This window comes from Streptomyces sp. NBC_00663 (assembly GCF_036226885.1).
Lineage (GTDB): Bacteria > Actinomycetota > Actinomycetes > Streptomycetales > Streptomycetaceae > Streptomyces.
This window is the reverse complement of record NZ_CP109027.1, coordinates 2,443,226-2,456,168: the sequence shown is the minus strand read 5'-3', so window position 1 is coordinate 2,456,168 and position 12,943 is coordinate 2,443,226. Positions and strand designations below refer to the sequence as shown.

At 72.7% G+C, this 12,943-nt stretch carries 13 protein-coding genes; all 13 read right to left on the bottom strand.

Annotated features, from left to right (window positions below):
• Positions 1 to 16 precede the first annotated feature (16 nt).
• The 13 genes from paaE to pdhA all read right to left on the bottom strand — a co-directional run bounded on the left by paaE (position 17) and on the right by pdhA (position 12,916).
• Positions 17 to 1,132: a 1,2-phenylacetyl-CoA epoxidase subunit PaaE gene (paaE, locus tag OG866_RS10985; RefSeq protein ID WP_329333776.1), complete on the bottom strand. Its 1,116-nt coding sequence runs from the start codon at positions 1,130 to 1,132 to the stop codon at positions 17 to 19.
• Positions 1,129 to 1,677 (bottom strand): 1,2-phenylacetyl-CoA epoxidase subunit PaaD, encoded by a 549-nt coding sequence (gene paaD / locus OG866_RS10980; protein ID WP_329333774.1) that lies wholly within the window; start codon positions 1,675 to 1,677, stop codon positions 1,129 to 1,131. The genes paaE and paaD overlap by 4 nt, the downstream gene beginning before the upstream one ends.
• A complete protein-coding gene (gene paaC, locus OG866_RS10975) occupies positions 1,671 to 2,537 on the bottom strand; it encodes a 1,2-phenylacetyl-CoA epoxidase subunit PaaC (protein WP_329333773.1) in 867 nt (288 codons plus the stop codon). Before paaC ends, paaD begins: the two co-directional genes overlap by 7 nt.
• Positions 2,538 to 2,578: 41 nt before the next feature.
• Positions 2,579 to 2,872 carry a 1,2-phenylacetyl-CoA epoxidase subunit PaaB gene (paaB, locus tag OG866_RS10970; protein WP_329333771.1) on the bottom strand — a complete coding sequence of 98 codons (294 nt, stop codon included), beginning with the start codon at positions 2,870 to 2,872 and terminating at the stop codon, positions 2,579 to 2,581.
• The gene (gene paaA / locus OG866_RS10965) at positions 2,869 to 3,843 is read right to left on the bottom strand and encodes a 1,2-phenylacetyl-CoA epoxidase subunit PaaA (protein ID WP_329333769.1); all 975 of its coding nucleotides are present in this window, start codon (positions 3,841 to 3,843) and stop codon (positions 2,869 to 2,871) included. The genes paaB and paaA overlap by 4 nt, the downstream gene beginning before the upstream one ends.
• A 41-nt stretch (positions 3,844 to 3,884) precedes the next feature.
• On the bottom strand, positions 3,885 to 4,715 hold the full coding sequence (locus tag OG866_RS10960; RefSeq protein WP_329333767.1) for an enoyl-CoA hydratase/isomerase family protein: 831 nt from the start codon (positions 4,713 to 4,715) through the stop codon (positions 3,885 to 3,887).
• Positions 4,709 to 5,572, bottom strand: a complete 864-nt coding sequence (locus OG866_RS10955; protein ID WP_329333766.1) for a 3-hydroxyacyl-CoA dehydrogenase family protein — start codon at positions 5,570 to 5,572, stop codon at positions 4,709 to 4,711. Before OG866_RS10955 ends, OG866_RS10960 begins: the two co-directional genes overlap by 7 nt.
• Complete coding sequence (locus OG866_RS10950; protein WP_329333764.1) at positions 5,569 to 6,330, bottom strand: enoyl-CoA hydratase/isomerase family protein; 762 nt, start codon at positions 6,328 to 6,330, stop codon at positions 5,569 to 5,571. The genes OG866_RS10955 and OG866_RS10950 overlap by 4 nt, the downstream gene beginning before the upstream one ends.
• Positions 6,327 to 7,508 carry a thiolase family protein gene (locus tag OG866_RS10945; RefSeq protein WP_329333762.1) on the bottom strand — a complete coding sequence of 394 codons (1,182 nt, stop codon included), beginning with the start codon at positions 7,506 to 7,508 and terminating at the stop codon, positions 6,327 to 6,329. The genes OG866_RS10950 and OG866_RS10945 overlap by 4 nt, the downstream gene beginning before the upstream one ends.
• Positions 7,498 to 9,210 (bottom strand): phenylacetic acid degradation protein PaaN, encoded by a 1,713-nt coding sequence (gene paaN / locus OG866_RS10940; RefSeq protein ID WP_329333760.1) that lies wholly within the window; start codon positions 9,208 to 9,210, stop codon positions 7,498 to 7,500. Before paaN ends, OG866_RS10945 begins: the two co-directional genes overlap by 11 nt.
• Before the next feature lie 78 nt (positions 9,211 to 9,288).
• Positions 9,289 to 10,758 carry a dihydrolipoamide acetyltransferase family protein gene (locus tag OG866_RS10935; RefSeq protein WP_329333758.1) on the bottom strand — a complete coding sequence of 490 codons (1,470 nt, stop codon included), beginning with the start codon at positions 10,756 to 10,758 and terminating at the stop codon, positions 9,289 to 9,291.
• Positions 10,755 to 11,774, bottom strand: coding sequence for an alpha-ketoacid dehydrogenase subunit beta (locus OG866_RS10930; protein ID WP_329333756.1), 1,020 nt, complete (start codon positions 11,772 to 11,774; stop codon positions 10,755 to 10,757). Before OG866_RS10930 ends, OG866_RS10935 begins: the two co-directional genes overlap by 4 nt.
• A 5-nt stretch (positions 11,775 to 11,779) precedes the next feature.
• Positions 11,780 to 12,916, bottom strand: coding sequence for a pyruvate dehydrogenase (acetyl-transferring) E1 component subunit alpha (pdhA, locus tag OG866_RS10925; RefSeq protein ID WP_329333754.1), 1,137 nt, complete (start codon positions 12,914 to 12,916; stop codon positions 11,780 to 11,782).
• Positions 12,917 to 12,943: the final 27 nt, after the last annotated feature.

The window sequence follows — 12,943 nt, the reverse complement described above, 5'->3', positions numbered from 1 at the left end:
ATGTTCGCGACATGCCTCAACTGTCGAAGTCGATCGTGAGGGTGTCGGAGGCGGCGAAGGTCTGGCAGGTGAGGACGTAACCCGCGGAGACCTCCTCCGGTTCGAGCGCGTAGTTGCGGCGCATGTCGGCCCGGCCGTGGGTGACGAGTGCGCGGCAGGTTCCGCAGACGCCCCCCTTGCACGCGAACGGCAGATCGGGGCGGGTCTGTTGGGCGCCGTCGAGGACGGTGCGATGACGCGGGGCCGAGAACGTGGTGGCCCTGCCGTCGAGGACCACGGTGACCTCGCTCGTCGGGCCGCGGTCGGTGGCGTCGTCGTGGTCGGCGGTGGGTGTCGCGGGCGGTTCCTCGTCCGCGTGGAACAGTTCCTGGTGGACGCGGCCGGCCGGGACGCCGAGCCCGGCGAGGAGCGTGCGGGCGTCGCGGACCATGCCGTGCGGGCCGCACAGCCACCAGTGGTCGACCTCGCGGACCTCGACGAGCGCGTCGAGCAGCGCGGTGAGCCGTTCGGTGTCGAGACGGCCGGAGAGCAGGTCGGCCTCCCGCGGCTCGCGGGACAGGACGTGGGCGAGCTGGAAGCGGGCCGGGTACCGGTCCTTCAGGTCGGCGAGCTCGTCGGCGAACATCACGGAGCCGGAGCGGCGATTGCCGTACAGGAGCGTGATGCGTGAGGTCTCGTCCGCGGCCAGGACGGATGCGGCGATCGACAGCATCGGCGTGATACCCGACCCGGCGGCGACGAGCACATGGTGACCGAGGTGGCCGCCGTCGCCGAGATCGGGGCTGAACGCTCCGGCCGGTGCCATGACGTGCAGGACGTCCCCGGGCCGTACGCCGTGCACGAGCCAGGAGGAGAACAGCCCGCCCGGTACGACTCGGACGCCGATACGCGGTGCCGTACCGGCCGGTGAGCAGATGGAGTAGGAGCGCCGCTCGTCGCGGCCATCGATCTCGCGGCGCACGGTGAGACTCTGACCGGGACGGAAGGCGAACTCGTCGGCGAGGCGGTCGGGGATCTCCAGGGTGAGCGCCGCGGCGTCGGCGCACAGCGGCTCTACGTCGGCCACACGCAGGGCGTGGAACACCGGACGGCGCCGGGACGGCAGGGGCACAGAAGGTGCGGGGAGGGTCATGGCAGGTCCTTGACGTGCGGGAAGGGCTCCAGACAGGCGCGGCAGCGCCGAAGCGCCGTGCAGGGGGTGGCGGCGAAGTGCGAGATCTCCTCGGTGTCGGCCGAGGCACAGCGCGGGCAGGGCACGGCGGCCGGGGCGCGGGTCAGGGTGAGCCAGGTACGGCCCGGTGCCGGGTGCGGCGCATTCCGTGAGCCGGGCGGTGCGATGCCGTGCTCCGCCAGCTTGCGCCGGCCCTCCTCGCTGATCCGGTCGGTGGTCCACGGCGGGTCGAGCACCGTGACCACCCGCACGTCGGGAAAGCCGGCGGCGCGCAGCCGGGACGCGACCTCGGCACGCATCTCGGCCACGGCGGGGCAGCCCGCGTACGTCGGGGTGATCCGCGCGACCACGGTTCCGTCCGGCCCGACCTCGACGGCGCGCAGCACCCCGAGGTCGGCCAGCGTCAGCATCGGCAGTTCGGGGTCGGGGACCCCGGCGGCCACCCGTCGTGCGTGTTCCGCCCGTTCCCCGCGGTGCCCGGCGTGCTCGGGCGACGCCGTCACCACGACGCGTCCGGGTGGGCACGGGCGATGCTCTGCAGTTCCGCCAGGAGAGGTGCCAGGTGCCGGGTGTGGTCTCCGTCGCGGCCGGAGCCCGCAAGAGCGGCCGCCGACGGGTCGCGCGAGGCTACGATCCCGGATCGGTTCAGACCGGCCTCCGCCAGCACGGCGGACAGTTCGAGCCGGGTCCGGTCGGCGACGGCGGCGGGATCGACGCCGAGCCGCGCCGCGGCGTGGTCCGCCCACAACTCGTCCAGGCAGGGGGCGATGCCCTCCACGGCAGTTGCCATGCGGGTGCGGGACTCCACGGTGCCGTCACCGAGTCGGAGGGTCCAGTCCACGGCGTAGCGCAGGTGATAGGCCAGCTCCTTGACGCTCTTCGCGGCGATGGCGGCCAGCACCGAGTCGGGCGCGGCGGTCAGTGCCTCGCACAGGGCCAGTCTCCAGGCCGACAGCACCAGCAGGCGGACGATCGTGAACGCGAAGTCGCCGCCCGGCAGTTCGGCGAGCCGTACGTTGCGGAAGTCCGCCGGGTCGCGGAAGTAGGCGTACGCGTCCTCGTCCCGGCCGGTGCCGTCGGCCCGGCCGGCTCTCGCGTACAGCAGGCGGGCCTGGCCCAGCAGGTCCAGGCCGATGTTGGCCAGCGCCAGCTCCTCCTCCAGCTCCGGGGCGCGGGTGCACCACTCGGCCAGCCGCTGGGCGGAGACCAGGGCATCGTCGCCCAGGGCCAGGCAGCAGGCAGCCAGATCACCCGCGTCGACACCGTCGGGCACGGCCTGGTCGACGCCGTGCAGGGGGTCGGTGAAACCGGTGCCGAACGCCCACCGCGCGCTGTCGCCGTCGACGTACAGATCCTCGTCGGTCATGTGCTGCTCCTAGATGTTCCTGGGTGTTGCCGGACGCGGCACTAGATGTGGGGCACGTCGTCGGGGATGGCGTAGAAGGTGGGGTGCCGGTAGACCTTGTCGCCGCTCGGTGCGAAGAAGGGGTCCTTCTCGTCGGGCGCGGTGGCGGCGATGGTGTCCGAGCGCACCGCCCAGATGCTGACGCCTTCGTTGCGCCGGGTGTACAGGTCGCGGGCGTGCAGGAGGGCCATCTCGTCGTCGGCGGCGCGCAGGGAGCCGACGTGGACGTGGTTGAGCCCGCGCTTGCCGCGTACGAACACCTCGTACAACGGCCATGCCTGCTTCTCGGAGGTCATGCCGCCGCTCCTTCCCGCTGCCGGTCGGCCCGCCTGGCGGCGTGCGCCGCGGCGGCCCGCCGTACCCAGGCACCCTCCTCGTGCGCGGCCCTGCGACGGGCGACGCGCTCGGTGTTGCACGGTCCGTCGCCGGAGACGACCCGCTTCAGCTCGTCCCAGTCCGGGGCGGAGAAGTCGTGGTGACCGCGCTGCTCGTTCCAGCGCAGGTCCGGGTCGGGCAGCGTGACACCCAGTTTCCGGGCCTGCGGGACGGTCATGTCGACGAAGCGCTGCCGCAGGGCGTCGTTGGAGTGCCGCTTGATCCCCCAGGCCATGGACCGCGCCGAGTTGGGGGAGTCGTCGTCGGGCGGGCCGAACATCATCAGGGACGGCCACCACCAGCGGTCGACGGCGTCCTGCGCTATGGCACGCTGTTCGTCGGTGCCGCGCATCATGGTCAGCAGCAGTTCGTAGCCCTGTCGCTGGTGGAAGGACTCCTCCTTGCAGATGCGGACCATGGCACGGCCGTAGGGGCCGTACGAGGTGCGGCACAGCGGGACCTGGTTGCAGATGGCGGCCCCGTCCACGAACCAGCCGATCACCCCGACGTCGGCGAAGGTGCGGGTGGGGTAGTTGAAGATCGAGGAGTACTTCTGGCGGCCGTCGACCAGCCGCTCCGTCAGCTCCGTGCGGTCGGCGCCGAGCGTCTCGGCCGCCGAGTAGAGGTACAGCCCGTGCCCCGCCTCGTCCTGCACCTTGGCGAAGAGGATCGCCTTGCGGCGCAACGAGGGCGCCCGGGTGATCCACTCGCCCTCCGGCTGCATGCCGATGATCTCGGAGTGGGCGTGCTGGGCGATCTGCCGGACGAGCGTGGCCCGGTAGGAGTCGGGCATCCAGTCGCGGGGTTCGATGCGCTGGTCCCGGGCGATGGTGCTCTCGAAGGCGGCCTCGGGGTCGTCTGCCCCCGGGGGCGCTGCGGTGGGGTTGCTCATGATGGTGATGTCCTGTCGTGGTCGGTGGCGGGCGGGAGGGGTCAGTGACCGCGGAAGAGGGGAGCGCGGCGCTCCAGGAAGGCGGTGACGGCCTCGTGGTGGTCGTCGGTGGCGCCGAGCCGGCGTTGGACGACCGCCTCGCGCTCCAGCGTGGCCGGCAGTGTCGAGGTCCCCGCCGACCGCAGCAGTGCCTTGGTCTCCCGGTACCCGGCGGTGGGGCCGTCGGCGAGGCGACGGGCGAGGGCCAGTCCTGCGGCCGCGGCGGAGCCGTCCGGCACCACGCGGTGCACCAGTCCCCACTCCGCGGCCTCCCGTGCGGAGAACCGGTCGCCGAGCAGCATGAGCCCGCTGGTCCGGGACGGGCCGAGCTGGCGTACCAGGGCGCGGGCGACTCCGGAGTCGGAGGCCAGCGCGAGGTTGCCGAAGGCGGTCGCGAACCGGGCGCTCTCCGCGGCCACGCGCACGTCGCCGCAGAGTGCGATGCCGAGGCCCGCACCCACGCAGGCGCCCTCGACGGCCACGACGAGCGGCACCCGCAGCGCGCTCAGTTCCGTCACCAGCGGGTTGAAATGGGTGGGCAGGTTCGCGAAGGCCTTCGCCGGCGCCGTTTCGAGCAGTCGGGCATGCTCGCGGAGGTCCTGTCCGACCGAGAAGTGCTTGCCGCGGGCGGTGAGCAGGGCCGCCCGGACACCGCGTGCGGTGTCCGTCGTCAGGCGGCGCGCGGCCTGGAGGAGCGAGCCGCGCAGGTGCGCGTCGAGCGGGTTGCCGCTGCCGGAGCCGCTCAGTTCGAGGACCGCGACGCCGTCGGTGACCTCGTACGTCACCCCGTACACGCGGTCCGCCTGCGCGGTCGTGCCGTCGTGGTTCACCATCGGTAGAACCCCTGACCGGTCTTGCGGCCCAGTTCTCCGCGGGTGACCTTCTCGCGCAGGAGCCGGGGCGGGGCGAACCGATCCCCGAGCGTCTTGTGCAGGTGTTCGGCGATGGCGAGCCGTACGTCGAGTCCCACCACGTCGGTCAGGCGCAGCGGCCCCATCGGGTGCCGGTAGCCCAGATGCATGGCCTTGTCGACGGCCTCCGGGTCGGCGACCCCTTCCTCCACCATGCGGATCGCCTCAAGACCGAGGGCGAGGCCGAGTCGGCTGCTGGCGAACCCGGGGGAGTCCTTGACGACGACATCCTGTTTGCCGAGCGCGTGCGTCCAGCGGACCGCCGCGGCCCGGGTCGACGCGGTGGTGTCGGGGGCCAGGACCAGTTCCACGAGGGCGGACACAGGCACCGGATTGAAGAAGTGCATCCCCAGGAACCGCCCGGGAAGCCTCACGGCCGCCGCGAGTTCGGTGATGGACAGGGAACTCGTGTTGCTGGCCAGCACGCACCCGTCGCGGACGACATCCTCGGCAGCGGTCAGCAACCCGACCTTGAGCGAGGCGTCTTCATGGACGGCCTCGACGACCAGGTCCGCGTCGTGGGGCAGTTCTCCGACCGAGGAGACGACGGTGACCCGGTCCGGCACGTCAAGGTCCGGCGGTCCTGCGAGCGTCCCCCGCTCGGTCGCCTGGTGAAGTCCCTTGACGATCCGGTCCACAGCGGCGGCCGCTGCGGCCCCGTCGCGCTCCACGACGACCACGCGTGACCCGGCGGCCGCGAACGACTGGGCGATCGCGGCGCCCATGCGGCCGCCGCCGATCACCCCCACGACGGCGGGCGGTGCTGATGCCGGGATCATGCCCGGCCTCCCTTCTTCTCCAGGAAGCGCGTCATGCGCTCCTCCTTGTCCGGGCTCTCGAAGAGCACGGCCTGAGCAAGGTCGTCGGCCACGGGATGGACCCCCGGGGCGTCCGTGACGAGCTTGGTGAGCCGCAGGGCGAGCGCCGAGGAGCGGGCCATGCGGTCCAGCAGGGCATGGGCCTCGACGATCAGCCGGTCCGCCGGTACGACGTCCATGACCAGGCCGCAGGCGAGCGCGGCCCGGGCGTCGAGCGTGCGACCGGCGAGCAGAACCTGTTTGGCCACCGACTCGCCGACCAGTTCCGGCAGCCGCCGGCACGCGCCGGCGGCGGCGAGGATGCCCAGCCCCGGCTCGGGGTTGCCGAAGACCGCGTCCGGCCCGGCGATCCGGATGTCGCAGGCGTACGCCAGCTCGGCGCCGCCGCCCAGTGCCCAGCCGGGTACAGCGGCCACGGTGGGCATGGGCAGTCTGCGGACCCGCTCGAACAGACGGCTGTTGATGCCTTGCAGCGCCTCCTCCCGCCCGCGTTCGCGCAGTTCGGCGATGTCGGCGCCCCCGGCGAACACCCCGCCGTGCCCGGTGAGCAGCAGCAGCTTGGGGTCGCGTTCCAACTCCTCGCACACACCGTGCAGTTCGGCGATCATGCGGCCGTTGATGGCATTGCGGGACTCGGGGCGGTGCAGGGTCACGACGACGCGGTCCGCGCGCCGCTCGACGAGCAGGGTGTCGTACGCGGTGTCGACGGTCGTGCTCATACGCGCTCCACCAGCATCGACACACCCATCCCGACGCCCACGCACATGCTCGCCAGGCCCCGGCGGCCGTCCTCGCGTTCCAACCGGCCGAGCAGGGTGAGCACGATGCGGGCGCCGGAGCAGCCCAGCGGGTGGCCCAGCGCGATGGCTCCGCCGTCGGCGTTGACCCGGTCCTCGTCGAGCTTCAGCCTGCGGATCACCGCGAGCGACTGGGAGGAGAACGCCTCGTTCAGCTCGACCGCGTCGAGGTCGTCGGCGTTCCAGCCCACCCGGTCCAGCGCCTTCGTGGTGGCCGGCACGGGGCCCAGCCCCATGAGGCGGGGCTCGACCCCGGCCGAGGCGGCGGTGACGACACGGGCGCGGGGAGTCAACCCGTACCGTTCGACCGCCGCCGCGCTCGCCACCACCAGGGCGGCCGCCCCGTCGGACAGCGGGGAGGAGTTGCCCGCGGTGACGATCCCGTCGCTGCGGAAGGAGGTGCGCAGCGCGCCCAGCTTCTCCAGCGTGGTGGCCGGCCGGGGCCCCTCGTCCTGGGTGACCTCGCCGTCCTTCACCGGCACCGGGACGATCTCCCGGTCGAACCGGCCCGCCTGCTGGGCGGCCACGGCCCGCCGGTGGCTGCGCAGCGCGAAGGCGTCGGCCTCCAGGCGGGTGATGCCGTCCAGGGCGGCGACCTCCTCGGCGGTCTCACCCATCGACACGGTGGTCTCGGCAGGGAAACGCGGGTTGGTGAACCGCCAGCCGAGGGGGGTGTCGTGCACCTCGGTGGGCCGGGCCCAGGGCGTGCCCGGCTTGGCCATCACCCAGGGACCGCGGGTCATCGACTCCGCTCCGCCCGCCACGACGATGTCGGCCTCGCCCGCTCGTATCGTCTGGGCCGCGGACGCCACGGCCGTCAGCCCGGAGGCGCACAGCCGGTTGACGGTGTATCCGGGCACGGTGTGCGGCAGACCTGCGAGCAGGGCGGCCATCCGGGCCACGTTGCGGTTGTCCTCGCCGGCCTGGTTAGCGGCGCCGAGGATCACCTCGTCGACGGCCTCGGCCGGGATGCCGGAGCGCCGCACCGCCTCGCCGACGACGAGGGCGGCCAGGTCGTCGGGGCGTACGGAGGCCAGAGCCCCGCGGTAGCGGCCCTGCGGGGTGCGGGCCCCGTCGACCAGATAGACCTCATCGGACATGGGCCTGCTCCTCCGTGGTGGCGTGACGGCGGGACTGGAGGACCGAGAACCGGCTGTGGACGAACGCCGGGTCGGTCAGGGTCGCGTTGGCGGCCGGGTTGGCCGAGGTGCCGTGGAAGTCGCTGAAGGCGGCGGACTGGTTGGGGAACACGTCCCCGGTCAGGTTCTCCGAGAGATGCACCCCGGCTTCCAGGGCCGTCGCACGCGTCGCCGCCAGCACGCCCTCGTCCGTCGCGTACACGCAGGCGGTGAGCGCGCCGTGGCGCCGTACGGTGTCGTGCAGGACGCGCAGGGAGTGCGCGGTGTCGTCGGTGGCGATGACGAAGGAGACCGGCCCGAACCACTCGCTCGTGTATGTCTTCTCGTCGGCCTCGGCGTCGAGCAGGGCCACCAGCGGGGTGCGCACGACGGCGTCCGGGTGGTCCGGGTGCTCCACGGTCCGCGACGGATGGGCGGTACGGCCCAGGGCTGCCGCCTCCTCCAGCCGCGCGAGGACTCCGCCGTTCACGATCGCGCCGAGGGTGGCGGCGGCGCGGGCCGGATCGCCGAGCAGGTCGTCCAGCGCGGAGCCCAGATCGGCGGCGAACTCGTCGGCCGTACGCGGCCCTTGGTCGGTGGGGAAACCGTCGCGGGGCACCAGGATGTTCTGCGGCGTGGTGCACATCTGGCCGCTGTAGAGCGCCAGCGAGAACGCCAGGTTGCGCAGCAGCCCCGCGTAGTCGTCCGCGGAGTCCACGACGACGGTGTTCAGCCCCGCCTTCTCGGTGTGTACGACGGCCTGGCGGGCGTTGGCCTCCAGCCAGTCGCCGAACTCGCTGGAACCGGTGAAGTCCACGATCCGCACGTCGGGATGGGTGGCCAGGTCGGTGGCGATGCGCTCCTCGGGACGCGAGGCGGCCAGCAGGACGACATCCGGGTCGAAACCCGCCTCCGCCAGCACCTCACGCGCGATCCGCACGGTGATCGCCAGCGGCAGCACGGCCCCTCGGTGCGGCTTGACGACGACAGGGTTACCGGTGACCAGGCTCGCGAAGAGCCCCGGATAGCCGTTCCAGGTGGGGAAGGTGTTGCAGGCGACGAGCACCGCGACACCCCGGCCGACCGGCGTGTACGTCTTGTCCATGACCAGCGGTCCGCCCCGGCGCCGGGGCTTCGTCCAGCGCGCGGTGGCCGGATGGCGCCGCTGTGCCTCCCAGGCGTACGCGACCGCTTCCAGCCCGCGGTCCTGGGCGTGCGGTCCGCCGGCCTGGAACGCCATCACGAAGGGCTGACCGGTGGTGTGCTGGACGGCGTGCGCGATCTCGAAACTGGCCGCGTTGAGCCGGGCCAGGATCTCGGCGGCGACGCCGGCCCTGGTGTCGGGGCTCGCGGCACGCCAGGCCGTGGCCGCCGCCTTGGCGGTGGCCACGGCCAACTCGGGCACCAGCTGGGGGTAGCTGACGCCGAGGGGAAAGCCGTAGGGCGACACCTCCGCGGCGGGCACGGTGCCGGTGGTGGGGTGTCCGTCGAGCGGGAAGCGGCCGTCGAGGAGGTCGCGGAAGGCGGCCTCGCCCTGTGCGGCCGCGTCGGCTCCGTAGGCGGAGGTGCTCGGTGTCTCCGGGTGGGGCGTCCAGTAGCCGCGGTCGGCGGTACGTTCCGCGGCCTTGTGGAGCAGGGCCGCGTGGCGGGCGAAGAAGTCGGGATGCTGATCGGTGGTGGACATGAGGCTCCAGGCCGAACGTTCGGTAGGTGGATGAGTGCGGTGTGCCCAGGCGGAGAGAACAAGAGAAGACGCGTGGGATCAGACGTCGGCGAGCAGGGTCGCCGGGCGCTCCACGCAGTCGGCCACGAAGCGGAGGAAGCCGCCGGCCACACCGCCGTCGCAGACCCGGTGGTCGAAGCTGAACGAGAGCTGCGTGACCTTGCGCACGGCGAGCGCGCCGTCGACCACCCAGGGTTTGTCGACGATGCGGCCCACACCGAGGAGCGCCGCCTCGGGGTGGTTGATGATGGGCGTCGAGCCGTCGACACCGAACACCCCGTAATTGTTGAGGGTGAAGGTCCCGCCGGTCAGCCTGTCGGGCGGCAGGCTTCCGGTCCGGGCCAGTTCGGTCAACCGGGCGAGTTCGGCGGCCAGTTGTACGGTCGTCAGCCGATGGGCGTCGCGTACGACGGGGACGACCAGCCCGCGGTCGGTCTGGGCGGCGAAGCCGAGGTGCACCTCCTCGAAGCGCAGGATCTCCCGCCGTTCGGTGTCGACTGCCGAGTTCAACTCGGGGTAGCGGCGCAGACCGGCGACGCAGATCCGGGCCAGCAGTGCGAGCAGTCCGACGCGACGGCCCGGTTCGGCGGCCTCCAGTGCCTTCTTGGCCTGGAGCAGTCCGGTGGCGTCCACGTCGACCCAGGTGGTGGCGTCGGGGATCTCGGTCCGGCTGCGCGAGAGCTTGTCCGCCACGGCCCGGCGGACACCGCGCAGCGGGATACGCACGGGACCGTTGGAGACGGGCTCCACACTGGGGGCGGGCTCCGCCGGGGGGCGCGTGCCCTGGGCGACGGCCTGCTCCACATCGCGTCGAAGGACCACTCCGGCGGGACCGGAAGGCGCCAGCGCGGTGAGATCGATTCCGTGTTCCCGGGCCATTCTCCGCACGAGGGGCGAGATGGCCCGGGGGGCGTGCGGCACAACTGCGGCCGCTGGGCCTGCCGCCGTCGCTGGGCCTGCCGTGGGCGTGGGACCGGCCGTGGACGTCGAGTCGGCCGCGAACGCCGAGTCGGCCGCCGGCACAACCACGGCCGCCGGGCCTGCCGCGGCCGTCGAATCGATCGCGGAAGTCGCGGAAGTCGCGGAAGCCGTGGCGGTCGGGGCGCCTCGTCGTCGGCGACGGCGCGGCGCAGGTTCGTGGCCGGTGCCGTAGCCGATCAGCACGTTCCCGGAGCCGGCCTGCTCCTCCTCGCGGTAGCGCTCGGCGGCATCCTCACCCGGACGTCCGCCGGTGCCGTCGGCCCCGGCGGGGACACCCGACCCCACCGTGATCAACGGTTCGCCCACCCCCAGCGCCGTGCCCGCCTCGGCGTGCAGCCGCAGCACGGTGCCGGCGTACGGGACCGGCACCTCGACCGCGGCCTTGGCGGTCTCCACCTCGACCACTATCTGGTCGATCGTCACCGTGTCGCCGACGGCGACCTTCCAGTCGATGATCTCCGCCTCGGTCAGTCCCTCGCCGAGGTCGGGCAGCCGGAACAGCTGCTCGTGCAGTGTTGCGGTGGTCATGCGACCGCTCCCTTCACGAGGTGGCGGGTGTCCGGCTCGTCGCCGAACTGCAGCCGGTCGACGGCGTCGCGGATCCGGTCGACGCCGGGCAGGTGCGCATACTCCAGCTTCGGCGGCGGATAGGGGATGTCGAAGCCGGAGACCCGCAGCACGGGCGCGGCCAGGGAGTGGAAACAGCGCTCCTGGACCCGCGCGGCGATCTCCGCGCCGACTCCCGCGAAGCCCTGGGCCTCCTGCACGACCACGCACCGCCCGGTCCTGCGGACCGACTCCGTGACGGTCTCGTCGTCGAAGGGCACCAGGGTCCGCAGGTCCACGACTTCCAGGTCGATCCCGTCCTCGGCGGCAGCCTCGGCCGCCGCCAGGGCCACCGGGACCGACGGTCCGTAGGCGATCAGCGTGGCGTCGCGCCCTGCCCTGCGGATCGCCGCCCGGCCGAACGGCGGTGCCTCCCGCGCCTCCAGGTCGGCCTCCTCACGTGACCAGTACAGCTTCTTCGGCTCCAGGAAGATCACGGGGTCGGGGTCGGCCACCGCGTCGCGCAGCAGCCAGTACGCGTCCTCGGCCGTTGCCGGGGTGACGACCTTCAGTCCCGGGGTGTGCGCGTAGTAGGCCTCACTGGAGTCGCAGTGGTGCTCCACTCCGCCGATCCCGCCCGCGTACGGGATGCGGATGACCATCGGCAGGCCGATCCGCCCGCGGGTGCGGTTGCGGAACTTGGCGACGTGGGAGGCGACCTGCTCGAACGCCGGGTACGCGAAGGCGTCGAACTGCATCTCCACCACGGGCCGGAACCCGCCCATCGCCATGCCGACCGCCAGACCGACGATGCCGGCCTCGGCCAGCGGGGTGTCGAAGCAGCGCTGCTCTCCGAAGTCGCGCGTCAGCCCGTCGGTGATGCGGAACACCCCGCCGAGCGGACCGACGTCCTCGCCGAAGACGAGCACCCGCTCGTCCTCGCGCAGAGCGTCGCGCAGGGCGGTGTTCAGCGCCTGCGCCATCGTGACCTTGGCCATCGTGTTCAGTCCTCCTGCTCGTGCGGTGCGGGGGCGGCGTCGGCCTCCGCCAGCTCGGCCGCCAACTGCGCCCGCTGTTCGAGCAGTTGAGGCGTCGGCTCGGCGTAGACGTGGGCGAACAGCTCCAGTGGGTCCAGCTCGGGGTCCGCGTTCATGCCCGCGCGCACCCGCGCGGCCAGGTCCTCGGCCTCCTCCCGCAGCGCAGCCACGTCCTCGTCGGTGAGCGCGTTCCGCGAGCGCAGGAACGCCTCAAGCCGGTCGACCGGGTCGGCACCCCGCCACTGTTCGACCTCGTCGTCCTCCCGGTAGCGGGTGGCGTCGTCGGCGTTGGTGTGCGCGTCCATGCGGTAGGTGTGCGCCTCGACCAGGACGGGACCACCTCCGGCGCGCGCGTGCTCGACGGCCGTGGTCAGCACCGCCAGCACGGCGACCAGGTCGTTGCCGTCGACCTGCTCGGAGCGCACGCCGTAGCCGATGCCCTTGTACGCGAGCGCGGGCGCCGCGGTCTGCCGGGCCAGCGGTACGGAGATCGCGTACTTGTTGTTCTGGACGAAGAAGACGACCGGCGCGCGGAAGACGGCCGCGAAGTTCAGCGCCTCGTGGAAGTCGCCCTCACTGGTGGCACCGTCGCCGACGAGGGCCATCGCCACGCCGTCGTGGCCCGCGCGGCGCAGGGACTCGGCCATACCGGTCGCGTGCAGCACCTGTGTGGCCAGCGGGGTGCACTGCGGGGCGACACGGGTGGCGGCGGGGTCGTAACCGCAATGCCAGTCGCCGCGCAGCAGCGTCAGCACCTCGATCGGGTCGATGCCGCGGGACACCAGGGCCACCGAGTCGCGGTAGGTGGGGAACAGCCAGTCGTCCGGGCGCAGTGCGAGCACGGCGCCGATCTGGCAGGCCTCCTGGCCCCGGCTGGACGGGTAGACCGCGAGCCGGCCCTGCTTGGTGAGCGCGGTCGCCTGGGTGTCGAACCGGCGTCCCAGGACCATCTGCCGGAAGGCCTCGCGCAGGACCTCCAGCGAGGGCTCGGCGTAGTCGGCCGGCTGCCTGGCGACCGGCGTGCCGTCCTCGGCCACGAATCGCACGGGCGTCAGTGACGGCAGGAGGCCCTGGACCGTCTGGCGGAGGCTCTTCACAGACATGGAGGGCACTCACTTTCTCTGGACACT